General features: G+C 64.9%; 21 protein-coding genes. 7 read left to right on the forward strand and 14 right to left on the reverse strand.

All coding sequences use genetic code 11. The annotated features are described in order from the left end of the window. Positions 1-39: 39 nt before the first annotated feature. Positions 40-1,713 carry a DNA repair protein RecN gene (gene recN, locus AAGT95_RS07590; protein ID WP_110597744.1) on the reverse strand — a complete coding sequence of 558 codons (1,674 nt, stop codon included), beginning with the start codon at positions 1,711-1,713 and terminating at the stop codon, positions 40-42. A 221-nt stretch (positions 1,714-1,934) separates the two neighbouring features. Between recN and grpE the strand changes: the two genes are divergently transcribed. From grpE to dnaJ, 3 genes are all read left to right on the forward strand, one after another. Then, positions 1,935-2,567: a nucleotide exchange factor GrpE gene (gene grpE, locus AAGT95_RS07595; protein WP_110597743.1), complete on the forward strand. Its 633-nt coding sequence runs from the start codon at positions 1,935-1,937 to the stop codon at positions 2,565-2,567. A 153-nt stretch (positions 2,568-2,720) separates the two neighbouring features. Further along, positions 2,721-4,661: a molecular chaperone DnaK gene (dnaK, locus tag AAGT95_RS07600; RefSeq protein WP_110597742.1), complete on the forward strand. Its 1,941-nt coding sequence runs from the start codon at positions 2,721-2,723 to the stop codon at positions 4,659-4,661. Positions 4,662-4,759: 98 nt separating this feature from the next. Continuing rightward, positions 4,760-5,905 (forward strand): molecular chaperone DnaJ, encoded by a 1,146-nt coding sequence (dnaJ, locus tag AAGT95_RS07605; protein WP_110597741.1) that lies wholly within the window; start codon positions 4,760-4,762, stop codon positions 5,903-5,905. 150 nt (positions 5,906-6,055) lie between these two features. Here the strand turns inward: dnaJ and AAGT95_RS07610 are convergent, their stop codons facing one another. From AAGT95_RS07610 to AAGT95_RS07625, 4 genes are read right to left on the reverse strand one after another with little or no spacing between them, the layout of a single operon-like run. After that, on the reverse strand, positions 6,056-6,349 hold the full coding sequence (locus tag AAGT95_RS07610) for a formate dehydrogenase subunit delta (protein ID WP_342596083.1): 294 nt from the start codon (positions 6,347-6,349) through the stop codon (positions 6,056-6,058). 40 nt (positions 6,350-6,389) lie between these two features. Beyond that, positions 6,390-9,269, reverse strand: coding sequence for a formate dehydrogenase subunit alpha (gene fdhF / locus AAGT95_RS07615; RefSeq protein ID WP_342596084.1), 2,880 nt, complete (start codon positions 9,267-9,269; stop codon positions 6,390-6,392). Between the two features lie 2 nt (positions 9,270-9,271). Next, positions 9,272-10,828, reverse strand: a complete 1,557-nt coding sequence (locus AAGT95_RS07620) for a formate dehydrogenase beta subunit (RefSeq protein WP_342596085.1) — start codon at positions 10,826-10,828, stop codon at positions 9,272-9,274. Then, positions 10,828-11,334 carry a formate dehydrogenase subunit gamma gene (locus tag AAGT95_RS07625; RefSeq protein WP_110597738.1) on the reverse strand — a complete coding sequence of 169 codons (507 nt, stop codon included), beginning with the start codon at positions 11,332-11,334 and terminating at the stop codon, positions 10,828-10,830. Before AAGT95_RS07625 ends, AAGT95_RS07620 begins: the two co-directional genes overlap by 1 nt. A gap of 182 nt (positions 11,335-11,516) precedes the next feature. Between AAGT95_RS07625 and AAGT95_RS07630 the strand changes: the two genes are divergently transcribed. Further along, on the forward strand, positions 11,517-12,575 hold the full coding sequence (locus tag AAGT95_RS07630) for a substrate-binding domain-containing protein (protein ID WP_240612250.1): 1,059 nt from the start codon (positions 11,517-11,519) through the stop codon (positions 12,573-12,575). Positions 12,576-12,626: 51 nt separating this feature from the next. Here AAGT95_RS07630 and AAGT95_RS07635 read toward each other — a convergent pair whose 3' ends face one another. The 6 genes from AAGT95_RS07635 to AAGT95_RS07660 form a co-directional block, all read right to left on the reverse strand. Beyond that, positions 12,627-14,282 carry an OFA family MFS transporter gene (locus tag AAGT95_RS07635; protein WP_342596086.1) on the reverse strand — a complete coding sequence of 552 codons (1,656 nt, stop codon included), beginning with the start codon at positions 14,280-14,282 and terminating at the stop codon, positions 12,627-12,629. A 303-nt stretch (positions 14,283-14,585) separates the two neighbouring features. After that, positions 14,586-15,587, reverse strand: coding sequence for an esterase-like activity of phytase family protein (locus AAGT95_RS07640; RefSeq protein WP_342596087.1), 1,002 nt, complete (start codon positions 15,585-15,587; stop codon positions 14,586-14,588). Between the two features lie 125 nt (positions 15,588-15,712). After that, positions 15,713-17,578, reverse strand: coding sequence for a TRAP transporter large permease subunit (locus AAGT95_RS07645; protein ID WP_342596088.1), 1,866 nt, complete (start codon positions 17,576-17,578; stop codon positions 15,713-15,715). Between the two features lie 75 nt (positions 17,579-17,653). Continuing rightward, positions 17,654-18,655 carry a TRAP transporter substrate-binding protein gene (locus tag AAGT95_RS07650; RefSeq protein ID WP_157958321.1) on the reverse strand — a complete coding sequence of 334 codons (1,002 nt, stop codon included), beginning with the start codon at positions 18,653-18,655 and terminating at the stop codon, positions 17,654-17,656. Between the two features lie 152 nt (positions 18,656-18,807). Then, positions 18,808-19,551: a GntR family transcriptional regulator gene (locus tag AAGT95_RS07655; RefSeq protein WP_342596089.1), complete on the reverse strand. Its 744-nt coding sequence runs from the start codon at positions 19,549-19,551 to the stop codon at positions 18,808-18,810. Positions 19,552-19,636: 85 nt separating this feature from the next. After that, a complete protein-coding gene (locus tag AAGT95_RS07660; protein ID WP_342596090.1) occupies positions 19,637-20,404 on the reverse strand; it encodes an SDR family oxidoreductase in 768 nt (255 codons plus the stop codon). An 870-nt stretch (positions 20,405-21,274) separates the two neighbouring features. Here AAGT95_RS07660 and AAGT95_RS07665 point away from each other — a divergent pair. Continuing rightward, entirely contained in the window at positions 21,275-22,204 is a 930-nt protein-coding gene (locus AAGT95_RS07665) for a DMT family transporter (RefSeq protein ID WP_342596091.1), read from the forward strand. 47 nt (positions 22,205-22,251) lie between these two features. Here the strand turns inward: AAGT95_RS07665 and AAGT95_RS07670 are convergent, their stop codons facing one another. From AAGT95_RS07670 to AAGT95_RS07680, 3 genes are read right to left on the reverse strand one after another with little or no spacing between them, the layout of a single operon-like run. Continuing rightward, entirely contained in the window at positions 22,252-23,001 is a 750-nt protein-coding gene (locus AAGT95_RS07670) for an ABC transporter ATP-binding protein (protein ID WP_342596092.1), read from the reverse strand. Then, positions 22,995-24,098: an iron ABC transporter permease gene (locus AAGT95_RS07675; protein ID WP_342596093.1), complete on the reverse strand. Its 1,104-nt coding sequence runs from the start codon at positions 24,096-24,098 to the stop codon at positions 22,995-22,997. Before AAGT95_RS07675 ends, AAGT95_RS07670 begins: the two co-directional genes overlap by 7 nt. Continuing rightward, positions 24,088-25,245: an ABC transporter substrate-binding protein gene (locus AAGT95_RS07680; protein WP_425356049.1), complete on the reverse strand. Its 1,158-nt coding sequence runs from the start codon at positions 25,243-25,245 to the stop codon at positions 24,088-24,090. The genes AAGT95_RS07675 and AAGT95_RS07680 overlap by 11 nt, the downstream gene beginning before the upstream one ends. Before the next feature lie 190 nt (positions 25,246-25,435). On the opposite strand from AAGT95_RS07680, the gene dapB reads away from it, so the two are divergent. Both dapB and AAGT95_RS07690 read left to right on the forward strand, forming a co-directional pair. Next, entirely contained in the window at positions 25,436-26,257 is an 822-nt protein-coding gene (gene dapB / locus AAGT95_RS07685) for a 4-hydroxy-tetrahydrodipicolinate reductase (protein ID WP_342596094.1), read from the forward strand. A 16-nt stretch (positions 26,258-26,273) separates the two neighbouring features. Beyond that, on the forward strand, positions 26,274-26,555 hold the full coding sequence (locus AAGT95_RS07690) for a hypothetical protein (protein WP_342596095.1): 282 nt from the start codon (positions 26,274-26,276) through the stop codon (positions 26,553-26,555). Positions 26,556-26,566: the final 11 nt, after the last annotated feature.

Consider the following 26,566-nt stretch of genomic DNA (forward strand, 5'->3'; position numbering starts at 1 on the left):
GACCCTCGGGTCGGCGTTTCGCGTTCAAAGGGCTTTCAATCAGTGCGCTGAACGCTGACTGGCCGCCAGCATCTCGCGCGCATGAGCCAGCGTGCGGTTGGAGAGCTTGACGCCTCCCAGCATCCGCGCCAGTTCGCGGACTCGCCCGGCTTCGTCCAGTTGAGACATCAGCGTGCGGGTCGCATCGTCGCTGGAGTGCTTCTCGATATGCAGATGCTGATGCGCCTGCGCCGCCACCTGCGGCAGGTGGGTCACGGTCATGACCTGGGCATCGCTGCCCAGCCGGCGCAGCAGTTGCCCGACGATCTCGGCGGTAGCGCCGGAGATGCCGACGTCGACCTCGTCGAAGACCAGCGTCGCCAGGGTGCTGTGACTGGCGGCAACGACCTGAATCGCCAGGCTGACGCGAGAGAGTTCGCCGCCCGAGGCGACCTTGGCCAGCGGCCGGGTCGGTTGGCCCGGGTTGGCGCTGATCTGCAGGCTGACCCTATCCAGGCCGTGGGGTTGAGGGGTCTCCAGCGGCGAGACATCGACGGCGAAGCGCGCCTTGTCCATTCCCAGAAACGCCAGCTGCTCCTGGACCTGCCGGGCGAAAACCTTGGCGGCGCGCTGTCGCGTTTCGCTGATCTCCCTGGCGCTGTCGCGGTACTGCTGGCGTAGCTCGTCGAGCCTGGTTCGCAGGGTCTCGAGGTCGTTGTCACCGCCGTCGAGCGCCTCCAGCTCTTCCCGCAGCCGGCGATGCAGCCCACTCAGCTCCTCCGGCATGACGTGATGCTTGCGCGCGATCCGGTGAATCTCGCCGAGTCGCTCCTCGACCCAGGCCAGCCGTTGCGGATCGAGCTCCGTCGACTCGACGAAATGGTGCAGTTCCCGGGCCGCTTCCTCGATCTGGATCTGGGCGTCGTTGAGCATGCCCAGTGCCTCCGACAGTGCGCCGCGGTCGCTGCCCGGCACCCGGGACAGCCGCTGGGTTGCCTGCGACAGCAGCGTCGATGCGCCGTGTTCGTCATGGTCGCAGCTGTCCGCCGCGAACTGCGCCTCGCGCAGGCTCTCCTCGAGGTGGGCCAGGGTCTCCTGCTCCTGCTCCAGGTCGGCGAGTTCGTCCGCCTGGAGATCGAGCTGATCCAGCTCCTCGACCTGATAGCGCAGCAGCTGGCGCTTGGCCTGGCGCTCCTCGTCGTTCTCGCTGCGTTGACGATACTGCCGGCGCAGCGCGTGCCATTGGCGATGGAGGTCGCCAAGCTCGGCGACCGCCTTGTGATGGCCGGCGGCGTCGTCGAGCAGGCGGCGGTGGGTATCCTCGTTGAGCAGCGCCTGATGCGCATGCTGGCTGTGCACGTCGATCAGGCACTCGCCCAGTTCTCGCAGGTCGGCGATGGTGCAGGGCTGGCCGTTGATCCACGCCTTGGAGCGTCCGTTGGCGGTGACGACGCGGCGAAGCAGGCAGTCGTCCGTCGCCAGTTCGCGGGCGGCCAGCCACGCCCGGGCATCTTCCCGCTCTGCGATGTCGAAGCGCGCGCTCAGATCGGCGCGGTCGGCGCCGTGGCGCACGCCGCCGGCGTCGGCCCGCTCTCCCAGGCAGAGGCCCAGCGCACCGAGCAGGATCGACTTGCCGGCCCCGGTCTCGCCAGTGATGGCGGTCATGCCGGCCTGAAACTCCAGGTCCAGCGTGTCGACGATAGCGAAGTCACGAATGGCGAGTTGGATCAGCATGCGGCCTCCTGCGGGGCAATGGCGGCGATACGGTCAGCGGGCGGTGGACGATCGGTGATTCGGGTTTCTGGTTGTTTATACAGTAGTCGAAAATGGCCTTCAACGGCTGTCGTGATGGTGTGGTGACGAAACGCTTGAGATCTGAATCGATAGCCCCATATAGGCAGACAACTTCCGACGCTTGTCGAATCGCTGTCACAACACCTTGCCAGGAGAGATTCATGGCTAGAGATCCGCAGAACCCCGTAGACGAAGAACTCGAGCGCGCCGAACGCGACGGCGAGCCCCAGCACCAGTCCACCAACGAGACGTTGGACGGCGATCTGGAGCAGTTCGCGGAGTCGCTCGAACACGAGGCGGATGACTTCGAGGGGGAGGCCAATCCCGAGGCCGAGGTTCTGGCCGCCCGAGTCGAGGAGCTCGAGCAGGCGCTGGCAGATGCCAAGGATCAGTCGATGCGCGCCGCTGCCGAGGCACAGAACGCGCGTCGTCGTGCCGAGCAGGATGCCGACAAGGCGAAGAAGTTCGCGCTCGAGAAGTTCGTCAAGGAACTATTGCCGGTGGTCGACAGCCTGGAGAAGGGGCTGGAGAGCATGCAGGAGGTCGACGAGACCCACCGCGAGGGCGTCTCGATGACGCTCCGGATGCAGCTCGACGTGCTGGGCAAGTTCGGTGTCGAGCAGCTCGATCCCCAGGGCGAGCCGTTCGATCCGCAGTTCCACGAAGCCATGACCATGGTTCCCAATCCGGAACTGGAACCCAATACCGTGATGGACGTCATGCAGAAGGGCTATACCCTCAACGGCCGGTTGATTCGGCCGGCGATGGTCGTGGTCAGCAAGGCGGCGGGGTAGAGGGTCGGGTGCCGCGGCCGGGCCGATACTGCAACTGAGTGTCGGCGGGGACTTGAAAGGCGCCGGCCAGCCCCCACATAGCAAGCAATCGCGCAGCAAGCGCCGTCATCCAAACGAATTGAGTCGTCAACGAATAGTTAGAGGTGAGGAATTATGGGACGCATCATTGGCATCGACCTGGGTACGACCAACTCCTGTGTCGCCGTACTCGATGGTGACAAGACTCGTGTGATCGAAAATGCCGAAGGTGGCCGCACGACGCCTTCCATCATCGCGTATACCGATGACGGCGAAACGCTGGTCGGTCAGGCGGCCAAGCGTCAGGCGGTCACCAACCCGACCAACACGCTCTACGCCATCAAGCGTCTGGTCGGCCGCAAGTTCAAGGACGATGTCGTCCAGAAAGACATCAAGATGGTGCCTTACGAGATCGTCGAAGCCGACAACGGCGACGCCTGGGTCAAGGTCAACGACAACAAGTTGGCACCGCCCCAGGTCAGCGCCGAAGTGCTGAAAAAGATGAAGAAGACCGCCGAGGACTATCTCGGTGAAGAAGTGACCGAAGCGGTCATCACCGTGCCGGCCTACTTCAACGACTCTCAGCGCCAGGCGACCAAGGACGCCGGCCGTATCGCCGGTCTCGAAGTCAAGCGCATCATCAACGAGCCGACCGCAGCCGCGCTGGCCTACGGCATGGACCGCTCCACCGGTGACCGCACCATCGCGGTCTACGACCTGGGTGGCGGTACCTTCGACATCTCGATCATCGAAGTGGCCGACGTCGATGGCGAGAAGCAGTTCGAGGTGCTGGCGACCAACGGTGACACCTTCCTGGGTGGCGAGGATTTCGACCTCAAGCTGATCGACTATCTCGTCCAGCAGTTCAAGAGCGATTCCGGCATCGACCTGTCCGGCGACAGCCTCGCCATGCAGCGTCTGAAGGAAGCCGCCGAGAAGGCCAAGATCGAGCTCTCTTCCGCCCAGCAGACCGAAGTCAACCTGCCCTACATCACGGCGGACAACACCGGTCCCAAGCACCTGGCGATCAAGGTCACTCGCGCCAAGCTGGAATCACTGGTCGAGGATCTGGTCCAGCGTTCGCTGGGTCCGTGCAAGACCGCCATGGAAGACGCCGGCCTCTCCAACAGCGAGATTCACGACGTGATCCTGGTCGGTGGCCAGACCCGCATGCCGATGGTGCAGCAGAAGGTCGCCGAGTTCTTCGGCAAGGAAGCGCGCAAGGACGTCAACCCGGACGAAGCCGTGGCCATGGGCGCCGCGATCCAGGGTGGCGTGCTCGGCGGTGACGTCAAGGACGTGCTGCTGCTCGACGTCACGCCGCTGACGCTGGGCATCGAGACGCTGGGTGGCGTGATGACCCCGCTGATCGAGAAGAACACCACGATCCCGACCAAGAAGACCCAGACCTTCTCCACTGCGGAAGACAACCAGACGGCGGTGACCATCCACGCGCTGCAGGGTGAGCGCAAGCAGGCGGGTCAGAACAAGTCGCTGGGCCGTTTCGACCTGGCCGACATTCCGCCGGCGCCGCGCGGCGTGCCGCAGATCGAGGTTGCCTTCGATCTCGACGCCAACGGTATCCTCAACATCACGGCCAAGGACAAGGCGACCGGCAAGGAACAGTCGATCGTGATCAAGTCCTCCAGCGGTCTCTCCGACGAGGAGATCGACCAGATGGTCAAGGATGCCGAGGCCCACGAAGCCGAGGACAAGAAGTTCGAGGAACTGGTGGCCCTGCGCAACCAGGCCGACGGCATGATCCATGCCTCGCGCAAGACGCTGGAAGAGGCTGGCGACAAGGTCGACGCCGACGAGAAGAGCAAGATCGAGACCGCCATCGGCGAACTCGAGGAAGCGCTCAAGGGCGACGACAAGGACGCCATCCAGGCCAAGCTCGATGCCCTGACCGAAGCGTCCGGCAACCTGGCGCAGAAGATGTATGCCGAGCAGGGTGAAGGTGCCGGTGCACAGGCCGAGCAGCCGAGCGACGACACCCAGGCCAGCGGCAAGAAAGAGGATGACGTGGTTGACGCCGAGTTCGAAGAAGTCAACGACGATCAGAAAAAGCAATAACCACGACGTCTGACGCCGTGTGATCGGCAGTAGCGCGGGAGCCAAGACGACTCCCGCGTTGCTGTTTGCACGGCACCGACACGGAGGCGGACTCAGTAATGTCCCAACGTGACTACTACGAAGTATTGGGCGTCGACAAGGGCGCCGACGGCAAGGACATCAAGAAAGCCTATCGTCGGCTGGCGCAGAAATACCATCCGGATCGCAATCCGGAAGATCAGCAGGCAGCGGAGAAATTCCGAGAGGTCTCCGATGCCTATGAAGTGCTCTCCGACGATCAGAAGCGCGCGGCCTACGACCAGTTCGGTCATGCCGGCGTCGACGGCCAGGCCGGTGGATTCGGCGGCGGCGGTTTCGGCGGTGCCGGAGCCGGCGGCTTCAGCGATATCTTCGGCGATGTCTTCGGCGACATCTTCGGGGGCGGCGGCGGTCGCCGCAATCCCAATGCCCCGCAGCGTGGCAGCGACCTGCGTTACAACCTCGAGCTCGACCTCGAGAACGCGGTATTCGGCACCACCGTCGACATCCGCGTGCCGCGTCACGTCGAGTGCGGGCACTGCGACGGCAGCGGCGCCGAACCGGGGTCGAGCAAGGAGACCTGCCCGACCTGCCACGGCCAGGGCCAGGTGCGGATGCAGCAGGGTTTCTTTGCCGTCCAGCAGACCTGTCCGACCTGTCACGGCAGCGGCCAGAGCATCAAGGTGCCTTGTCGCAAGTGTCATGGCGAGGGTCGCGTCCGCGAGACCCGTACGCTATCGGTGAAGATTCCGGCGGGTGTCGATACCGGCGACCGCATTCGGCTCAATGCCGAAGGCGAATCCGGGCTCAACGGTGGCCCCGCGGGGGATCTCTACGTCCAGGTCGAGATCAAGCCGCACCCGATCTTCGAGCGCGACGGCCGACATCTGCACTGCGAAGTGCCGATCAACTTCGTCGATGCGGCGCTGGGTGGCGAACTCGAGGTGCCGACGCTGGAGGGCCGGGTCAAGCTCAAGATCCCGCCCGAGACCCAGACCGGCAAGCTGTTCCGGCTGCGTGGCAAGGGCGTCAAGCCCGTGCGCGGCGGCCCCGCCGGCGATCTGCTGTGCAAGGTGGTGACCGAAACCCCGGTCAATCTCAACGAAGAGCAGAAAGAGCTGCTGCGCAAGTTCCAGGACAGCCTGGGCAGTGCCAGTCGCCATTCGCCCAAGAAAGAGGGCTGGTTCGATGGCGTGAAGCGCTTCTTCGAGGATATGAAGCCGTAAGCGCTTATCGTCGCTGCAACGGAAAGGCCTCGTCCGAGAGATCGGACGAGGCCTTTTGCTTGTCACGCTTTTACCGAACCGGGGTTCGCGTCTTTCGAGCCTTCACGGAGATCCGCGCCCCGGGGATCCAGCAGCCGCTCCATCGGCGTGTCATCCTGCGTCGGAAGTCTCTTCCCAGTCCTTGACGGTCGACGACAGGGTCTTCAGCCGCGCGATCGCGAGGCGCGAGACCGGGCTCAACTCGCTGCCATTCGTATCGGCGTAGGCGATGATGTCGCGCTTCATGGGGCGTGCCCAGAATTTCTTGAGGTGCGTGGCGACCAGCTCGGCCGCCTGGGTGTCGTCACCATGGTGCAGATTGTTGGCGCTGATCTGGTTGACCATCTTGATCAGCGGCGCGGTGGGTCCGCCATGGCTCGCATCATTCATGCTCGCATCGCTCATCTCGCGCGCTCCCTGGTATCGGAAGAGTGGCCGGCGGCGCTCATTTGAGCGCCGCCTCTGCAGATTCCAGATAACGCTGCTGGCGTTCGTCGAAACGCTGGAAATGCTGCTGCCAGGAAGAGGGCTGGGAGACCTTCTCCACCTGCACCGCCGTCACCTTGTACTCCGGGCAGTTGGTGGCCCAGTCCGAGTTGTCGGTGGTGATCACGTTGGCCCCGCTGCCGGGATGGTGGAAGGTGGTGTAGACCACCCCCGGCGCCATGCGCTCGCTGACCCGGCAGCGCAGCACCGTGCGTCCGACGCGGCTGCTGATACCGAGCCAGTCGCCATCGGCGATGCCGCGTACTTCGGCGTCGCTGGGATGGATCTCGAGGACGTCCTCGGCGTGCCAGGCACTGTTGGCGGTACGCCGGGTCTGGGCGCCGACGTTGTACTGGCTGAGAATGCGACCGGTGGTCAGCAGCAGCGGGTAGCGTCGACTGGCGCGCTCCTCGGTGGGGACGTACTCGGTGATCGCGAAGTTGCCCTTGCCGATGGGGAAGTCCAGCGCGTGCATGGTCGGGGTGCCGTCGGGGAAGGCGTCGTTGCAGGGCCACTGGATACTGCCTCGCGCCTCGAGCTTGGCATAGCTGACGCCGGTGAAGGTCGGTGTCAGCTGGGCGATTTCATCCATGATCTCGGAAGGATGGGTGTAGTGCATCGGATAGCCCATCGCGTTGGCCAGGTCCTGGGTGACCTCCCAGTCCTCCTTGCCGGCCACCGGCGGCATCACCTTGCGCACGCGGTTGATGCGGCGTTCGGCGTTGGTGAAGGTGCCGTTCTTCTCGAGGAACGTGGAGCCGGGCAGCAGCACATGGGCGTACTTGGCGGTCTCGTTGAGGAAGATGTCCTGCACGATCAGGCAGTCCAGCGCGGTCAGCGCCGCCTCGACATGCTGGGTGTTGGGGTCGGACTGGGCGATATCCTCGCCCTGGACATACAACCCCTTGAAGGTGCCGGCGATGGCGGCATCGAACATGTTGGGAATGCGCAGCCCCGGCTCGTCGTCGATCGTGGTGTGCCAGAGTGCCTCGAACTTCTCGCGCACCGCCGGATCGGCGACGTGCTGATAGCCGGGCAGCTCATGGGGGAAGGAGCCCATGTCGCAGGAGCCCTGGACGTTGTTCTGGCCGCGCAGCGGGTTGACCCCGACCCCCTCGCGGCCGATGTTGCCGGTCGCCATCGCCAGATTGGCGATGCCCATCACCATGGTCGAGCCCTGGCTGTGCTCGGTGACACCGAGACCGTAATAGATCGCCCCGTTGCCGGCGTTGGCGTAGGCGCGGGCCGCTTCGCGGACCTGGACGGCAGGCACGCCGGTCACGCTTTCGAGGGCTTCCGGGGAGTTCTGGGGTTCCTGGATGAAGTCGCGCCATCGCTGGTAGGCGTCGCTGTCGCAGCGTTTCGCGATGAAGTCGGCATCCTCCAGACCTTCGGTCACCACCACGTGGGCCAGCGAATTCACCAGCGCCACGTTGGTGCCCGGCTTGAGCGGCAGGTGCAGGCTCCTGCCGCCGTGAGGGGTCTTGAGCAGATCGATCCGCCGCGGGTCGGCGACGATCAGGGTCGCCCCCTGGCGCAGACGGCGTTTCATCTGCGAGGCGAACACCGGATGGGCGTCGGTGGGGTTGGCGCCGATCACCAGGATGGTGTCGGCCTTCATCACCGAATCGAAGGTCTGGGTACCGGCGGATTCGCCCAGGGTGGTCTTGAGTCCGTAGCCGGTGGGCGAGTGGCAGACACGCGCGCAGGTATCGGTATTGTTGTTGCCGAAGGCGGCGCGGATCAGCTTCTGGACCAGATAGGTCTCCTCGTTGGTACAGCGCGAGGAGGTGATGCCGCCAATGCTCTCGCGACCGTACTTCGTCTGGGTCTCCCTGAGGCGTCGGGCGGCGAACGCGATCGCCTCCTCCCAGGAGACGGCGCGCCACGGCTGATCGATCGCGTCGCGGATCATCGGCTCCTTGATGCGATCCTTGTGGGTGGCGTAGCCGAAGGCGAAGCGCCCCTTGACGCAGGAGTGGCCGTGGTTCGCGTCGCCGCCCTTGTAGGGCACCATGCGCACCAGCTGGTCGCCCTTCATCTGCGCCTCGAACGAGCAGCCCACGCCGCAGTAGGCGCAGGTGGTGACCACGCTGTGCTCGGGCACGCCCTGCTCGATCACGCTCTTCTCCATCAGCGTCGAGGTGGGGCAGGCCTGCACGCAGGCGCCGCAGGAGACGCACTCGGAGTCCATGAACGGCTCGTTCTGGCCGGCGGCGACCTTGGAGTCGAAGCCGCGCCCCTCGATGGTCAGGGCGAAGGTGCCCTGGACCTCGTTGCAGGCGCGTACGCAGCGCGAGCAGACGATGCACTTGCTCGGGTCGAAGCTGAAGTAGGGATTGGAGTCGTCGATTTCGGCGTCGAGGTGATTGGCGCCGTCGAAGCCGTAGCGCACCTCGCGCAGGCCCACTGCGCCGGCCATGTCCTGCAGCTCGCAGTCGCCGTTGGCGGGGCAGGTCAGGCAGTCCAGCGGGTGATCGGAGATGTAGAGCTCCATCACGTTGCGGCGCAGCTTGGCCAGCCGGGCGTTCTGGGTGGTCACCGCCATGCCCTCGGTGACCGGCGTGGTGCAGGAGGCCGGCAGGCCGCGTCGGCCCTCGATCTCCACCGCGCACAGGCGGCACGAGCCGAACGCTTCGAGATTGTCCGAGGCGCACAGCTTGGGAATGGTGATGCCGGCCAGCGCCGCGGCGCGCAGCACCGAGGTGCCCTCCGGCACGCTGATGCTGTGGCCGTCGATGGTCAGCGCCACCTGGGTCTCTGAGAAACGCGCCGGGGTGCCCAGGTCGCGGGCGAACTGGGCGGCGTGGGATGCGTCGGGTTCGAAATATTGCAACATGCTTACCTCCCGCCTTCGGCCAGGGGCCGGGTCAGGTCATCGGGAAAGTGCTTCATCACGCTCTGCACCGGGAAGGGGGTCATGCCCCCCATGGCGCACAGCGAACCGTCCACCATGGTCTCGCACAGGTCGGCGAGCAGCACCAGATTGTCGTCGGCCGCGTCGCCGGCACGGATACGGTCGATCACCTCGACGCCGCGTACGGCGCCAATGCGGCACGGGGTGCACTTGCCGCAGGACTCCACCGCGCAGAACTCCATGGCGAAGCGCGCCTGGGCGCCCATGTCGACGCTGTCGTCGAACATCACCACGCCGCCGTGGCCGACCACGCCACCGAAGGCGGCGAAGGCTTCATAGTCGAGTGGGGTGTCCCACTGGCTCTGCGGCAGATAGGCGCCCAGCGGCCCGCCCACCTGCACCGCCTTGAGCGGGCGGCCGCTGCGCGTGCCGCCACCGAAGCTCTCCATCAGCTCGCGCAGGGTGGTGCCGAAGGCCAGCTCGACCAGCCCGCCGCGGGCGACGTTGCCAGCCAGCTGCAGCGCCAGGGTGCCGCGAGACCTGCCCATGCCGTAGTCGGCGTAGGCCTGGCCGCCCTGGTCGAGAATGAACGGTACCGCGGCCAGCGAGAGCACGTTGTTGACCACGGTGGGCTGGCCGAACAGGCCTTCGATCGCCGGTAGCGGCGGCTTGGCGCGCACCAGCCCGCGCTTGCCCTCCAGGCTCTCCAGCAGCGAGGTCTCTTCGCCGCAGATATAGGCACCGGCGCCCAGGCGCACTTCGAGATGGAAGGTCTGGCCGCTGTCGAGGATGTTATCGCCCAGATAGCCGGCCGCCTCGGCGCGAAGGATCGCCTCGTCGAGCATCGCCTGGGCCAGCGGATACTCCGAGCGCAGATAGATATAGCCCTGGGTGGCACCCACGGCGAGCCCGGCGATGGTCATGCCCTCGATCAGCATGAAGGGGTCGCACTCCATCACCAGACGGTCGGCGAAGGTGCCGGAGTCGCCCTCGTCGGCATTGCAGACGATGTACTTCTGCGCCGCCGGGGTGTCGTGCACGGTCTGCCACTTGATGCCGGTGGGGAAGGCCGCACCGCCACGCCCGCGCAGCCCCGAGGCCTTGACCTCGTCGACGATACCCTGGGGCGTCAGCGCCAGGGCCTGTTTCAGGCCGGCGAAGCCTTGCCGTGCGGTGTAATCCTCGAGCGACAGCGGGTCGGTCAGACCGATACGCGAGAAGGTCAGCCGCTGCTGGCGAGCCAGATAGGGGTGCTCCTCGATATTGCCGAGAGCCAGCGCATGGTCCTGGCGGCCCTCGAACAGGCCGGCCTCGACCAGGGCGTCGACGTCGGTGGGCGCCACCGGGCCATAGGCCACCCGGCCCGACGCGGTCTCGACCTCCACCAGCGGCTCCAGCCAGAAGAGCCCGCGAGAACCGTTGCGCTTGAGCTGGATCGCCACGCCCAGACGATCGGCGGCCCGTGTCAGGCGTGCCGCCACGGCGTCGGCGCCGAGGGAGCGGGCGGTGGTGTCGCAGGGCACATAGATCGTGGTCGTCATCACTTCACCTCCACCACGGTGGCGCTCAGCTGCGCCGCCAGGCGGTCGAAACCGGCGGCGTCCATGCGCCCGTGGATCTCGTCGTCGACCCGCAGCGACGGCCCGCAGGCGCAGTTGCCGAGGCAGTAGACCGGCTCCAGGGTGAACTCGCGATCCGCCGTGGTCTGATGGTAGTCGACCCCCAGCGCGGACTTGACGTGGGCTTCCAGCGCCCGTGCGCCCACCGCCTGGCAGGCCTCGGCGCGACACACCTGGATCACGTGGCGCCCCGGTGGCTGGGTGCGAAAGTGGTGGTAGAAGCTGATGATGCCGTGCACCTCGGCGCGGGTGTGGCGCAGCGCCTCGGCGACGATCGGGATCGCCGCCTCGGGGATATGGCCGAAACGGTTCTGGAGCGCGTGGAGCGTCGGCAGCATGGCGCCCGGCAACGAGCGATACTCGTCCACCACTGCCTGGATCTGCGCCGACGTCCAGGTGTCGGCGGCCTGCGGACTAGCGTGTGACATGGCCTGGTCGTCTCATCAAGTTGCTGGTCTGTGCCCGACGGTGACTTCACGCATGTCGGGACTCGTCCAATCGTCTTATAGGAATCGTCGTTCTTAACTGGTTTAAGTCAGGGTCCCGCTATTCGCCAAACTAGCACTCCCTGGAGACACGAAAAATATGAACGAAGATGCTTAGAAAAAAGTTGAATATCACCCCGGCCTGGCTGTTTCGAAGTGACGATGGCGAGCTGCTCGACCCGGTGCTGTTTCGTCTGCTCGCCAATCTGCGCGAGTCCGGCAAGCTGACACGCGCTGCCGAAGCTGCCGGTGTCTCCTACCGTCACGCCTGGAATCTGCTCAATCGTGGCGAGGCGTTCTTCGGCATGGCACTGGTGGAGATGCGTAAGGGGCACGGCACTCGGCTCTCCCCCCTGGGGGAAAAGCTGCTGTGGTCGGAGCAACGCGTGAAGGCGCGTCTGGGACCGCAGATCGACAGTATGGCCTCGGAACTCAACAACCAGTTGCAGCAGCTGCTGGCGGGCGCTCACCCGGTGTTGCGGCTGCACGCTACCCACGGCTACGCGGTGGCGCTGCTGCCGGGGAGCTGCAGCGAACTCGATCTGCGCTACTGCCATCCCGAGGAAGCGCTGAATGCCATGGAGCGCGGCGAGTGCGACCTGGCCAGCTTCCATCTGCCTACCTGCCCGCGACTGGCGAGGCGGGTGATGCAGGTCTATCGGCGGCAGTTGGGGCGTCAGAAGCTGCGCGTGATCCGGTTCGTGACCCGGCGTCAGGGATTGATCCTGCGCGCCGCGGATCGCGATCGCATCGGGGGGCTGAACGATCTCACCCGACCCGGGGTGCGCTTCATCAATCGCGACGAGCACTCCGGCACGCGGATCCTGTTCAATCTGTTGCTGGAGGAGAAGGGGATCGAAGAGGCCCAGATCCAGGGCGCCGAACGGGAGGAGTTCACCCACACGGCGGTGGCGGCCTACGTCGCCTCGGGCATGGCCGATGTCGGGTTTGGTTTGGAAGCGGCGGCGGCGCAGTTCGGGCTCGATTTCGAGCCGCTCTCCACCGAACACTACCTGCTGGTCTGCCCCGAGGATCGGCTGCGGCAGCAGAACGTCCAGGATCTGCTGGCGTTCATGGGATCCAAGGGATTTCTCGCCCAGCTCGAATCACTGACCGGCTATGCGGCGGATCGGTGTGGCGAAGTGGAGACGTTCGAGGCGCTACTGGCGGGAGATCGCGGGTAGAGGGCCGGACACGATCGTGTCCGGCCGTCGTTCAGGGGCGGTGCGCCGGAATCAGAACAGCGCGGCCGCCTTGGCCAGAGCGATGTAGAGGCCGATCAGAAACGGTACGCCCACGCCGAGCCAGGCCAGCACGCCGCCGATACCGAAGCTGCCGCGAGCCGCGGTCTCGGCATTGGAGGAGACGGTGTCTTCCTTCTGCAGCGAGCGCTCACGGGCCAGTTCCTCTTCGCTCATCTGCTGCTCCGGCTTGACCGGCTTGACCAGCGAGTTGCAGATCAGGCCCAGGAACAGCAGCCCCGCCATGATGTAGAGCGTGCGGTCGTAGACGAGACTCGGCTCCACGCCGGCGTCGAGCTGGGCCTGACGCAGGGCGGCGATGATCAGCGGGCCGACCAGGCCGGCAGCGGTCCAGGCGGTGAGCAGGCGGCCGTGTATCGCGCCGACCATCTGAGTGCCGAAGATATCGGCGAGATAGGCCGGCACCGTGGCGAAGCCACCGCCGTACATGCTCAGGATGACGCAGATCGAGATCACGAACAGTCCGGCCATGCCCAGGTGGCCCCACATCGGCAGCAGGCAGTACATGACGATGCCGATCGCGAAGAAGCAGTAGTAGGTGTTCTTGCGCCCGATCTTGTCCGACAGCGAGGCCCAGAACAGGCGTCCGACGCTGTTGAACAAGCTGATCAGGCCGACCAGGCCGGCAGCCGCGGCGACCACGGCCGCCTGCTGTGCCTCGCTCAATGCGGCGGAGCGGTCGGCGAGGCCGACCAGGGCGCCGCCGAAGACGTCCTGCAGCATCGGGCTGGCCATGGAGATCACGGCAATGCCGGCGGTCACGTTGAGGAACAGCACGCCCCAGATCAGCCAGAACTGCCTGGTCTTCCACGCCGTGTTCAGGTGCACGTGGCCCTGGGTGATCATGGTGTTGGCCTTGGCGTCCTTCGGTGCCGTCCAGCCCGCCGGTTTCCAGCCGTTGGGTGGCACTCGGAAGCCGATGGCGCCGCAGGCCATGACGATGGCGTAGATGACCCCCATGGTGATCAGCGTCATGGCGACACCGGTCCCGCCGTCCGTGGAATAGTGGTTCATCAGCACTACCGCCAGCGGCGCGCCGACCATGGCGCCGCCGCCATAGCCCATGATGGCAAAGCCGGTGGCCATGCCGCGCCGGTCCGGGAACCACTTGATCAGGGTCGAGACCGGTGTGATGTAGCCCAGGCCCTGGCCGATACCGCCCAGCACGCCGCAGCCGAGATAGACCAGCCACAGTTGATGCTGCATGACCCCGATGCCGCCGACGATCAGGCCGCCGCCCCAGCACAGTGCTGCGATGCAGCCGGCCTTGCGCGGGCCGGCATGCTCGAGCCAGGCACCCCAGATGGCTGCCGAGACGCCCAGCATGGCGATGAAGATACCGAAGACATAGGTGACCTGGGCCACGCTCCAGTTACAGCTGGTGGTGGTCAGTGCCTGCAACAGGCCGAGATTGCTGCAGCTGGCCGGGGCGTCGACGATCTGCTGACTCATCGGCAGCCAGAACACCGAGAAGCCGTAGGCCATGCCGATACACAGGTGAATCGCCAGTGCCGCGGTCGGCACCAGCCAGCGATTGAAGTTGGGTCCCGCTACCGTTCTCTCGCGGGAGAAAAATCCCGCCGATGTGTTGCCGCCGGTCTCCAGCGCGGCCTGATTGATCCCACTCATCCTGAACCCTCTTCTTGATTATCGTGTCGATGGCGCTGCCGGCCCTACCGGGAAGACACTGCGTGCTCTACATCGGCAGGAGCGCCCTTGGGCTTGAGCGAAGAATGTATGAACAGTTCTTCTTATTGTTGCCGTGTTCATCAACGAGAGTCGGCAGGATCGAATCCGCGAGCGGAAATGACAACTAGCGGAAATCATTATGCTTGTTTGTGCATAGGTGAGGGCTGGCAGAGGGCGCAAGGGGCTGGGAGTGGTTGGTGGGGAAGTCGGCACCCGTCCTGACAAGGGGCGTGTGCGCCGTTGTCACGGCGTCGCCGTGTCGGGTTCGTTGATGGCGAAGCAGGTCAGCAGGGTGCGCTGCATCAGACTGAAGTTGTCATCACTGACCATCAGGTAGCGGTGATGACCGATACGCGCCAGGCCTTCGAAATTGTCCAGCGACCAGCCGTCGCCGTTGGACAGTCTGGCCAGTTCGGTGATTTCGACGCTGCCATCGTCGGCGAGACTAGCGCGGCGCAGCCGGATCACCAGCGAGGCTGGCGGGGTGTAGGCGCGCTCCAGCGCCAGCAGGTCGTCATCCAGGGTTTCGAGGGCGGTCAGGGCACTGTTGGCATTGGCCGCCAGCGGGTAACGCCACTCCCGGGAGCCGTCGAGGGTGAAAAGCCGTGTCATCTTCGCCGGCCAGCCTTCCGGCGGCTCCTCGATACCCCCGATCAGGCCGTAATCGGGGGTATCGGTCAGCGCCTCGAGACCACCGTTGGCGTTGACGTCGGCCAGCGCCGCGGGGCGGTGGGGCGGTTCGCTGGCCAGCCCCGAGGGATAGAAACGCTGCCAGCGGGCGTCGCTTGCCGGCGCTCCCTCGAAGCCGATGACCAGTTGGGTGTTGCCGCGCAGGCCATCGTCGGCGTTCTCCAGCGTCAGCGCCTCGGCGTCGCTGCTGGCATGCGCCAGAATGGCGCCATCCTCGCCCCGCAACGGATAGGTATCCAGCGGCTCGTAGTCGCGCAGCTCGCCGCTGCCGCTGAACGTCAGCCGCGCCCGGTGCAGCCAGCCGCGATCCGAGACCAGAAACAGCATCGACTCGTCCTCGTCCCAGCCCAGGTCGGAGAGTCCACCCACCGGGGTTCCATCCTGCCACTCCGACGGCAGTGCCAGGGTGCCGCACCATTCGATGTTCGGTGTGCTCGCCAGCAGCTCCACCGGCGCGATGGCGGTGCGATGAGGCGTGGCGCTGCAGCCGGCGACCATCAGCGCAGGCGCCAGCCAGCCGGTGAAGACGGCCAGTCGGTGGGACAATCGTGACATGACCGCTTTCCCGTTCGGACGTGACTGAGGTGCAGTATATCCACAATCTCCAATCTATCGATTTCGGCATTGGACGTGGGCATCCGTCGGCAGGAATCACCCGCGTGGCTTCATGGCTGCCAAGGCTATTCCAGCAGGTTCCATAATCCGATGGTCAGCGAGGGGAAAGCGCACAACAGCACCACGACGCCCATGGTCGCGAAGATGAAAGGCATGACCGCGCGAAACACGGCAGAGGGGGCCACGTTGGCGATCTGGGACGTGATGAAGACCAGCAGGCCCACTGGCGGCGAGACGCCGCCCAGTTGCAGCGTGACGATCATGATGATCCCCAGTTGCACGGGATCGATGCCAGCGTCGATCATCATGGGCAGAAACAGCGGCGCGATGATCAGCATGGCCGGCGTCAGGTCCAGGAACATCCCCGCGGCGGCCAGCACGAGAATGAGGATCAGGAATAGCCCCAGTGGCCCTTCCGCTGCCGCCCCGGCCCAGCCCACGATGGCCTGGGGCACCTGCTCGGCAATCAGCACCCAGGCGAAGGGCACCGATGCCGCGATGATGAACCCGATGAGTGCGGCATCCATGGCGCAGTCACTGAACGCACGATAGAACGTTCGCCAGTCGTACTGCTTGAACACCATCTTCCCCAGGATGAAGGTCCAGACCAGGGCGACGACGCCTGCTTCCGTCGCCGTGATGACCCCGAAACGAATCCCACCGAGAACACCGACGGTAATGACCAGCACCGGAAGGGCGCGTAGAAAGCTGTGGCGCACGGTAGACCAGGGCGCGCGCTGGCTCGAGGACTGATAGTCGCGTCGAACCGAGATGGCGTAGGCAACCCCCATCAAGGCCAGTGCGATCAGAATGGCCGGCAGTACCCCCGCGGTGAACAGCCTGGCCACCGACACGTTGGCGACCGAGGCATAGACCAGCATGGCGATAGCCGGTGGCACGACATTGGGCAAGATGGCCGACGCCGCGCTGACGGCACAGGAAAACGCCGGGGAGTAGCCACGCTTGACCATCTCGGGGACGAGAATCTTGGTACTGCTCGCGGCATCGGCGCTGGAGGAACCCGAGATGCCGCCGACCATCAGACTGTTGAGGATATTGACGTGGGCCAGGCCGCCCCGGAAATGGCCGACGAGAGAGACGGCAAAGTCGATCAGTCGCGCCGACAGCCCACCGAGATTGAGCAGATAACCCGTCGACAGGAAAAAGGGGATGGCCAGTAGGATGAACTTGGTCGAACCGGTCACCATGTTCTGAACGACGGCGGGTGGCGGCAGGATGAAGGAGGCGGAGCTGGCGATGAAGACGCCGAGCACCAGGGCGAAAGCCACGGGAACGCCGATGGCGATAGCCAGAAAGAATGCCGCCACCATGACCAGGCTCGGTGAAAAGCTGGCCAGGAAAGCAAGGCCACCGGCGTCACTCCACTGAAACAGCAGCCAGGCGATGCCGACGCACAACAGATTGCGTAGACACCCCTTGAGAGAGTCGACACGGCGTACCAGCAAGAAGGCCAGGGAAATCATGGCCGACGCAGGAATCACGGCGTATTTGATCGAATTCGGCCATTGCAGGCTCGCACTGAGCCCTCCGACCATCTCGGTCAACTGCATGCCGCCGGCGTACATCATGATCAGGGTCAGCGCCAGCAAGGTGGTCGCCATCGGCTCGAGCAGCGCCTGCAGCCATGGCACCCGCGATGACGGCAGCAGGTCCGCCACGACATGGCGGCTGCGGCGCACCCCCAGCGCGGCGCCGAGAAAGATCAGCCAGGTGAAGCACCAGATGGCGAACTCCTCGGTCCAGGAGAAGGAGCTGTTGAATACGTAGCGGGCAACGACTCCCGCCAGGACCGCCAGGGACATCGCCACCAGGATGGAGAAAACGGAAAGCCGGACGAGGCTTTCCAGGCGTACCGCCGATCGATCGAGCAGCGACAGGGTAGCGGAGAGAGCGGGTTGATCGGCAGCCATGGTGCCACCTCCAGAAAGGGATCGATCGTCAATGACTGACGCCCCGCCCAGGCAGGTCCCGAGCGAGGCGAAAACTTACTTGGCGCTGCGAATCAGCTCGACCAGTTCGGCCCCGTCGGGAATCTGATCGATGTACTTTTCGCGCACCGGGGCCATCGCCTCCATCCAAGGCGTCTTGTCTTCGATGTCGATGATGGTCGCCCCGTCCGCCACGGTCTCGGCGAGAGCCGCTTCGTCGTCCTTCTGGCGCATTTCCGGTACCCGGGATTGCACCTCCAGCGCCGCTTCGGTGATGGCCTGTTGGTAGTCCTCGGGCAGCCGCTTCCACCAGTTCTGCGCCACGACCCAGGTGCCCATCGCGTAGATATGGTCGGTCTTCACGTAGTAGGGCGCGACTTCATAGAAACGATTCGTCAGGTAGTTGGTGGCCGTGTTGTCGAAGAAATCGATGACTCCCGTCTGCATGGAGTTGTAGATCTCGGGCGCGGGTACCGGCGTCGGGTTGGCGCCCGCCGCGCGCCAGGCATCCACATGCAGTGGGCTCTGGATGACCCGCATCTTCTTGCCCTGGATATCGTCGATGGAGTGGATCGGGAAGCTGCTCATCAGCTCTCGGACGCCATTGACGGTAAACCCGAGCAGGTGGAAGCCTTGATCCTCGAAACTGGAAGATAGGGCCTCGGTAAGCGGCTCGCTCAGTGCCGAAGCATTGGCTTCATCGGTAATGACATAGGGGAGGTCCAGAACCTGGACTTCGGGTACCCACGAGGAGAGTACGGAGCTCGTGATGATGCCCATCTGAACGGATCCCAGCCGGATCCCCTCCGCGGATTCGGTCTCTCCTCCCAGTACGCTGTTGGGGAACAGCTGGATGTCGACATTGTCGTCCGTGCGTTCGCGGACGAGGTCGGCGAACTGCTGAGCCGCTTCGTATTTGGTGTTGCCCTCGGGCACGTCCAGTGAAAGCTTGGCGTTGAACTGGGCGGCAGACGCCGAGAGGCTGCCGAGTGCCATGGCGACACCGGCGGCCAGGGCGGCAAGACGAGGTGCGTGAGTCAAGAGGGAAGCTGTTGTCATGTCGTATTCCTCGGGTGGTAACGCCGTCTGGCGCACGTTATTGCCGGGTCGTGATGAGTGAGTCCAGGACCCGGGATTGGGGGCGTTCGGTCGACACCCTCTTCTCGACGAGACCGTGTCTCCCATCGAATCTGGACACGGTCATCGCTGCTTCAATCGATGCTTGGATCGAGCTCTACATTCAGCAGAATCGGATCGGTATCCCGCTCGATGACGCGCAGGGTTTCCCCCATGAAATCCATCAGATTGTCCGATGCCTTTGCCGCAGCCTGAGCATCCTGAGAGAGAATGGCTCGCAGGACGCCAAGATGGCCTTCGATAGTCCCCGAAAGATCCTGATTGGGCTTGGCGTTCGTGTGGTAGATCCACCCGATCCTGCGGAACATGGTGTGCAGGGGTCGCAACGAATATTCCAGGAAAGGCTCGTCACAGATCTTCAATATCTGGGCATCGATCTGAAGATCGAAACGGTTGAATGTCGATAGCGACATTGCCGCCGCTTGGTTTTCCATGGACCGTGCCAGTTTTTCCAGCATCCTTCGTTGCAATGGCGAGGCTTTCTCGCAGGCTAGCGTGACGACGAATCGCTCCATGTCTCGACGCAAATGCAACAGCGTTGCCGTTCTTGCCAGGTCGACGGGGGCTATCTGGACGCCTTGTCGCGGCCGTATGGTGACCAGCGTATCCGACGCCAGGCGAGTGACTGCCTGATAGACCGGCATGCGGCTATAGCCGGTAATTTCCTGCAGGTCGCGAACTCGCAGATAACTCCCTGGACCCAACCGACAGGTGACGATCAGCTCCTCGATCTCCCTATAGGCATGTTCGAGCAGGCTTTTATTGTCGCGGCCTTTGTCTTGAACCGTCGGCAGCGTCATATCCGGCGCATTTGGCATGATGTCGGATCCAGTGGGTCATGAAGCAGGTCTGCCGATTCAGGCTACCTGCGCCTGGAGATTGTCAGGCATCGTGGTGATGCGGTCAGAGCACCGAAATCATGCCGCCATCGGCGTAGATGATCTGGCCATTGATGTAGTCGGAGGCCTGCGATGCGAGGTACACCACGGTCCCGATCAGCTCTTCCGGCTTGCCCCATCGGCCTGCCGGCGTCCTGCCCTTGACCCAGGCATCGAATTCGGGATTGGAGGTCAAAGCCTCGTTCATGTCGGTCAGCATGTAGCCAGGACCGATGGCGTTGGCCTGGATCCCCAGGCCGCCCCATTCCGCTGCCATGGCCTTGGTCAACATCTTTACTCCCCCTTTGGCCACGGTGTACGGGGCGACTGTGGCGCGGGCCAGCTCGCTGGTGAGGGAGCCGATATTGATGATCTTGCCCTGACCGCGTTCGACCATTCGCCTGGCCGCTTCGCGCCCGACGACGAACGCCGACGTGAGATTGGTATCGAGCACCCGTTGCCAGTCGGCAGTCTCGAGTTCCAGCATGGGTTTGCGAAACTGAATGCCGGCATTATTGACCACGATGTCGATCTCGACGCCGTCTTCATCGAACCGGGAAAAGGCCTCCTTGACGGCGTCGTCGTCGGTAACGTCGAAGGCGGCGGTCTGGACTCGATGGCCCGCTTCGGACATCTCGCGGGCGGCAGTGGTCAGTCGTTGCTCGTTGATGCCGTTGAGAATCACCTCGGCGCCGGCAGCGGCCAATCCTTCCGCGAAAGCACGACCCAAACCCCTGGATGAGCCTGTCACCAGTGCCGTTTTTCCGGTCAGGTCGAATAGTTGAATCGACATCGATATTCCCTTCTCTTGGCCAGCGCGTTGCGTGGGTTGATCACGAGGTCACCAGATGACATCCCGCCAGCCAACAAAAGCCGGCCAGGTCCATGTCTTCATGGGCGTCGGATGAATGCCCGATCTGGGTTGTCGGGTATGCGCCGCGCTTTATCCGTTGGCAAATAAATGGCGTGCAGCAATCAATATGGCCTCGCTTTATTGCCCGAGTTTGACGCGGTTCGAGATTTATCTGGTCGTGATATTTTGTGATATATCAGGAATAACAGCGCCTTCAATTGGCGTCAATTGCATTCGAGTCGATTCCCTTTAGGTTAATTTTTCTATCTATATTTTTTGTTCCAATTCGCTGATTTTAAATAAAAAGTTACTTATTGTCCTTTGGTTTATGAGTCTAAAGTCTAGTCTCGTCTGGTTGAGAAAATAGCTGGGTCCGGCGGGGTCGAATAATCCACTTGGTGTCGGATGATTTTAGTGCGCTAATGTTTTAAGCGTTAATCTTAACGCTGCGTTTATTGTCGGCAAGGTGTCGGATTTGGCCGCGCATGAAGTTTCGGTGGTCGCATCCTGCGGAAAGCGGATTGTCGACCTCCAGGCGCGGAGGCTCGTGGCATGGCGGACGGGCGTTAACTTCATTCAGGTCAGGGTTGGCATGACCTTGGCATACTGTTGCCATCAACAGTGATCGATCTGGCAGGATTGCGCCCAGGAGAAAGTCGGGGCGTGCCCCGGACTGCGATCAGGGGGACTTCCCTGTTCCAGCTCATGGCAATGGGAGGCCTTGCCCTCCAGCGAGATTCGGTGCACCCAGGTATAATGTCGCCCGCTCGCTGAAGCCGAATCATCCCGCCCCGAGGAGACGCCTTTATCATGCACGACACCACGGACCGGCCGCTGGCCGGCATTCTGCTGCGGCTGCTCTCGGGGTTGCTGTTCGCCGGCATGCTGGTCTGCGTCAAGGCGGTCAGCGACGAGGTGCCGCTGGGGCAGACCGTGTTCTTTCGCTCCGCCTTCGCGCTGCTGCCGATCGTCGTCTTCATGCTGTGGCGGCGCGAATTCCCGCGCGCCCTGGCCACCCGGCGGCCGCTCGGCCATCTGCTGCGCTCGGGGCTGGGGGCGGCGGCGATGTTCGCCTCCTTCGCCGCGGTGGCGCGGCTGCCGGTGGCGGAGGCGACCCTGCTGGCCCAGCTGGCGCCGGTGGCGCTGGCGCTGGGCGGAATCCTGCTGCTGGGCGAACGCCTCACCCGCCACCGCCTGGCGGCGCTGACGCTGGTGCTGGTCGGGGTGGGGGTGCTGATCCTGCCCGAACTGCGCGGCGCCCCGGCGCCATCGCGGATCACCGGTTACGCCCTGGGTATTGCCGCTGCGCTGCTCACCGCCGGGGCGCTGCTCACGGTGCGGCGCATCTCGCGCACCGAGACGCCCGCCTCGATCGCGTTCTACTTCGTGTTGGTGACCACCTTGGCGGGGCTGGCGACCGCTGCCCTGGGCTGGGTCACGGTGGCCTGGCCGACGCTGCTGCTGCTGGTGCTGGCGGGGCTGTTCGGCGGTGCGGCGCATATCTGCATGACGCTGGCGCTGCGCATGACCGAGGTCTCTCGGCTGGCGCCGTTCGAGTACGTGGCGCTGATCTGGCCGCTGCTGGCGGATCTGTGGCTGTTCGGACAGCCGCTCTCCAGCGGCTTCGTGCTGGCCCTGCCGCTGGTGCTGGGGGGCGCCATGTTGGCAGCGCTGGAGGGGCGACGCCTGGGGTGGCCGCGGCGGCGCCTGGGTGCGGGTAGCCCGAGCGCGGGTGACTAGGCTCCGCACGAAAAGTCGGCGAGGGTAGGCCGTTGTCGTTGCAATACCTAGATGGCGGCTTCGACGATCAACTGCGGCCTTCCCTGGGAGCAGGGCTCGATGCGCGCCTCGACCTGGAAGGTGTGGCGCAGCATCTGCGGTGTCACCACCTGTTCGCAGGGGCCGCAGTCGACCAGTCGCCCGCTTTCGATCACCAGCGCCTGATCGGCGAAGCGCAGGGCGTGGCCGAGATCGTGGAGCGCGGCGATGATCAGCATGTTTCGCTCCTGGGCCAGTCGGCGCAGGATGCTGAGCAGGCTGATCTGGCGGTGGAGGTCGAGCGCCGAGGTGGGCTCGTCCAGCAGCAGGATGTCGGGGGACTGCACCAGCGCCTGGGCTGCGCCCACCAGCTGCCGCTGGCCGCCGCTCAGATTGCCGATGTCGCGCCCGGCCAGGGTGTCGATGCCGAGCGCTGCCAGCGCCTTGTCGACCTCCTTGAGGTCGGCATCCGCCACCTTGAGACGGCGCCCCTGCATGCGCGCCAGCAGCACCGCTTCGTAGACCGTCAGCACGGCGGTGGCGCCGTTGTCCTGGGGCATGTAGGCGACCGGACGCTCACTGCTGGTGCCGGTGATGCGTACCTCGCCATCCCCCTCGAGCAGCCCCAGGATGCGCCGGAACAGGGTCGACTTGCCCGCCGCGTTGGGGCCGAGCAGCGCCACTACCTGGCCACCGTGCAGCGGCGGGGTGGAGATATCGTCGAGGATCTGGCGGCGGCCGTAGCGCGCCGAGAGGCGGTCGAGCGTCAGCGTTACCATGCGTTCTTCTTGTGGTTGAGGATCAAGAACAGGAAAAACGGAATCCCCACCAGCGAGGTGATGATGCCGATCGGAATGATGGTGCCGGGGATGATCACCTTCGACAGCACCGAGCCCACCGAGAGCATCAGGGCCCCGCACAGCGCCGAACCGGGCAGGAAGAAGCGCTGATCCTCACCCAGCAGCAGGCGCGCGATGTGCGGCCCGACCAGCCCGACGAAGCCGATGGTGCCGACGAAGGAGACGGCGATTGCCGCCAGCAGCGAGACCATGATCAGCACCTCCAGACGCAGCGCCCGCGGCTTGACGCCCAGGCTCTCGGCCTTGGCATCGCCCAGGCGCATGGCGGTCAGCGCCCAGCCGTGGCGGGCCAGCAGCGGCACCACCACCGCGAGCACGGCGAAGGCGATGCCGAGCTTGGGCCAGGTCGCCTTGGTCAGGCTGCCCATGGTCCAGAACACCACCGCGGAGACCGCCTGCTGGCTGGCGAAGAACTGGATCAGTGCCATCAGCGAGTTGAATATGAACACCATGGCGATGCCCAGCAGCACGATGGTCTCGATCGTCACCCCGCGGCGCATGCTCAGAAAGTGGATCGCCAGCGCGGTCAGCATCGCCATGATGAAGGCGTTGAGCGGGATCGCGTAGTCGACCAGCGCCGGCACCAGGGTCACCCCGAAGGCCAGCGCCAGCGCGGCACCGAAACTGGCGCCGGCGGAGATGCCGAGAGTGAAGGGGCTGGCCAGCGGGTTGCTGAGGATGGTCTGCATCTGGGCGCCGGCGATCGACAGGCTGGCGCCCACCACCAGCGCCATCAGCGCCACCGGCATGCGGATCTGCCACAGGATCACCCGCAGCGAATCCTCCACCGAGCCGGGGGTGAAGAGCGCCGCGACCACCTGGTCCAGGCCGAAACGCGCCGGCCCCAGGGCGAGATCGACACACAGACTGGCGAACAGCGCCAGGGCCAGCGCGGCCAGGATCAGTTGGCGCCGCAGCACCAGCCGGCGATAGAGATTGGCATCATCGGCCGCGGCCGGCGCGAAGGCGACCGCACGCGGCGGCTCGGCGCTCGCGCGGGAACTCTCAGTCGTCATGCAGGGATACCCAGTAGCCGGGGGCATAGTCCACCGGCAGGAAGCGCTGATGCAGCTCGCGCAGGGTGGCCTCGGGGTCGAGATCGGCGAACAGCTCCGGGTGGAACCACTTGGCCAGCTGCTGCACCGCCACGAAGTAGTAGGGGCTGTTGTAGAACTGGTGCCAGATGGCGTGGACCTGGCCGCTCTTCACCGCCTCGATGCCGGTCATGGCGGTGCGGTGGGTCAGTTGCTCGAGCTTGGCCCGGGCCTGCTGCATGTCTGCCCCCGGGCCCACGCCGACCCAGTTGCCGCCAGGGACGTAGGCGCCCCAGTTGCCGCCGGTGACCACCACCTGATCGGGGTTGGCGGCGATGATCTGCTCCGGATTGAGGGTGCCGAAGGTCGACGGGATGATGCCGTCGGCGATGTTGTGGCCGCCGGCGAGCTCGACGTACTCGCCGAAGTTGCCGGGACCGAAGCTCATGCAGCAGTCGTCGGAGTAGCCGCCGGCGCGATCGATGAACACCTTGGGCCGCGCCGGATCGGCGGCGGCGATCTTGTCGGTGACCCGGGCCAGCTGCGCCTGGGAGAAGTCGATGAAGGCGTCGGCGCGCTGGGTGTCGCCGAGCAGACGCCCCATCAGACGCATCGAGGGGATGGTGTGCTCGAGTGGCTTCTCGCGGAAATCGACGTAGACGATCGGAATGCCCAGCGCGGCCAGCTTGGTGTCGTAGCCGGCGTCTTCGGTGGCGGCCTTGGCCTCCAGGTTCATCAGCACCACGTCGGGGTGCAGGCTGGCGGCCTGCTCGACGTCGAAGGTGCCATCCTTGAAGCCGCCGAAGGTGGGGATCTGCTTCATCTCGGGAAACTTGGCGGCGTAGGCGGCGTAGTTGTCCGGGTCGGCCTCGGCGAGGTCGTGGCGCCAGCCCACCACGTGGGCGAACGGGTTGTCGGGCTCGAGCGCGGCGAGCAGATAGATCTGGCGCCCCTCGCCGAGGATGACGCGCTGCACCGGCGCCTCGAGGGTCACCTGACGGCCGGCGATATCGGTCACCGTGATCGGGTCGGCCCAGGCGCTGGTGGCGCCGCCGAGGGCTAAGGTGATGACGGCGAGACGGACGAGCCTCGCGGCGTATCCGGCGAAGAGGAAACGTGGCTGAGTCACGGCGAGATCCGGCAGAGAGGCGAATGGGTTAGTTACGCATGATTCTTATTTGCGATGGGGCGCTAGTATGTCGCAGGGGTGGCGGGGCGTCCAGAGCCGTGCTTAGGCTTGCGGGGCTACCGACAGGCGTCGCGCGGGCCCCGGCGGCAGTTGTTATACTGCCGCGACTTACCCTACCGCTGGAGATCGCATGCCTTCTCACGCCCCCCGTATCGCCATTGTCGGCGCCGCCGGCCGCATGGGCCGCAATCTGGTTAGTGCCGTGCAGCAGGATGACGGGGCCAGTCTGGCCGGCGGCAGCGTCTCCACCGGCAGCTCGCTGGTCGGCGCCGACCTGGGCGAACTCGCCGGCATCGGGCGCCTGGGCGTGACCGCCACCGACGACCTGGCCGCCATCGCCGACGACTTCGATGTGCTGATCGACTTCACCTCGCCCGCCACCACCCTGGCCAACCTCGCTTTCTGCGCCGACCACGGCAAGGCGATCGTGATCGGCACCACCGGCCTCGACGAGGCCCAACTGGCCGAGCTCGACGGCTACCGCGAGCGCGTGGCGATGGTCTTCGCGCCCAACATGAGCGTCGGTGTCAACCTGACCCTCAATCTGCTTGCCACCGCCGCCCGCGCCCTGGGCGACGAGGGCTACGACATCGAGGTGATCGAGGCCCACCATCGCCACAAGGTCGACGCGCCCTCGGGTACCGCGCTGAAGATGGGCGAGGTGATGGCCGATGCCCTGGCGCGTCCACTCAAGGCGTACGGCGTATTCGAGCGGGTCGGGCAGTGCGGGCCGCGCAGCGAGAAAGAGATCGGCTTCGCCACCGTGCGGGCGGGCGATATCGTCGGCGAGCACACGGTGATGTTCGCCACCGAGGGCGAACGCATCGAGATCACCCACAAGGCCTCCAGCCGCATGACCTTCGCCAAGGGCGCGGTACGCGCGGCGCGCTGGCTCGCCGCGCGCGATACCGGGCGCTACGACATGCAGGACGTGCTCGGCCTGAAGGATTGACGCTCGGTCGGAGCGGATGTTCGACGGCGGCGGGACACCGGGTGGCGTGTCATGGGATCGAATCGCGATCGGTACTGGAGCCGGTCGCCGCTTTCCGGTATCATTTTGCCAATTTGGCCGGGCCAGCGCCGCAGGCAGTAGAGATTCGCCGCAGATGATGCAGCAACAGGACAATGAGCGGGATGAAACCGGTTTTCCGGATTTCGTCCCGCTTTTTTACGACCTTGCGGCGGCTGCCGGTCAGTGCATGAAGGGGCGTGATGCTACACCTCGACGCAATTTGTTGATGACCAGTTAAGGAGGATGTTG

Source organism: Salinicola lusitanus (assembly GCF_038648475.1).
Taxonomy (GTDB): domain Bacteria; phylum Pseudomonadota; class Gammaproteobacteria; order Pseudomonadales; family Halomonadaceae; genus Salinicola; species Salinicola lusitanus.

Coding starts and splice junctions, on each gene's coding strand:
- dnaJ (WP_110597741.1), top strand. CDS start 4,760: ATGTCCCAACGTGACTACTACGAAGTATTGGGCGTCGACAAGGGCGCC.
- AAGT95_RS07660 (WP_342596090.1), bottom strand. CDS start 20,404: ATGTCGATTCAACTATTCGACCTGACCGGAAAAACGGCACTGGTGACA.
- AAGT95_RS07665 (WP_342596091.1), top strand. CDS start 21,275: ATGCACGACACCACGGACCGGCCGCTGGCCGGCATTCTGCTGCGGCTG.
- recN (WP_110597744.1), bottom strand. CDS start 1,713: ATGCTGATCCAACTCGCCATTCGTGACTTCGCTATCGTCGACACGCTG.
- AAGT95_RS07650 (WP_157958321.1), bottom strand. CDS start 18,655: ATGACAACAGCTTCCCTCTTGACTCACGCACCTCGTCTTGCCGCCCTG.
- AAGT95_RS07690 (WP_342596095.1), top strand. CDS start 26,274: ATGTTCGACGGCGGCGGGACACCGGGTGGCGTGTCATGGGATCGAATC.
- fdhF (WP_342596084.1), bottom strand. CDS start 9,269: ATGTTGCAATATTTCGAACCCGACGCATCCCACGCCGCCCAGTTCGCC.
- AAGT95_RS07670 (WP_342596092.1), bottom strand. CDS start 23,001: ATGGTAACGCTGACGCTCGACCGCCTCTCGGCGCGCTACGGCCGCCGC.
- AAGT95_RS07675 (WP_342596093.1), bottom strand. CDS start 24,098: ATGACGACTGAGAGTTCCCGCGCGAGCGCCGAGCCGCCGCGTGCGGTC.
- AAGT95_RS07635 (WP_342596086.1), bottom strand. CDS start 14,282: ATGAGTGGGATCAATCAGGCCGCGCTGGAGACCGGCGGCAACACATCG.
- AAGT95_RS07610 (WP_342596083.1), bottom strand. CDS start 6,349: ATGAGCGATGCGAGCATGAATGATGCGAGCCATGGCGGACCCACCGCG.
- AAGT95_RS07625 (WP_110597738.1), bottom strand. CDS start 11,334: ATGTCACACGCTAGTCCGCAGGCCGCCGACACCTGGACGTCGGCGCAG.
- dnaK (WP_110597742.1), top strand. CDS start 2,721: ATGGGACGCATCATTGGCATCGACCTGGGTACGACCAACTCCTGTGTC.
- AAGT95_RS07655 (WP_342596089.1), bottom strand. CDS start 19,551: ATGCCAAATGCGCCGGATATGACGCTGCCGACGGTTCAAGACAAAGGC.
- dapB (WP_342596094.1), top strand. CDS start 25,436: ATGCCTTCTCACGCCCCCCGTATCGCCATTGTCGGCGCCGCCGGCCGC.
- AAGT95_RS07645 (WP_342596088.1), bottom strand. CDS start 17,578: ATGGCTGCCGATCAACCCGCTCTCTCCGCTACCCTGTCGCTGCTCGAT.
- grpE (WP_110597743.1), top strand. CDS start 1,935: ATGGCTAGAGATCCGCAGAACCCCGTAGACGAAGAACTCGAGCGCGCC.
- AAGT95_RS07640 (WP_342596087.1), bottom strand. CDS start 15,587: ATGTCACGATTGTCCCACCGACTGGCCGTCTTCACCGGCTGGCTGGCG.
- AAGT95_RS07620 (WP_342596085.1), bottom strand. CDS start 10,828: ATGACGACCACGATCTATGTGCCCTGCGACACCACCGCCCGCTCCCTC.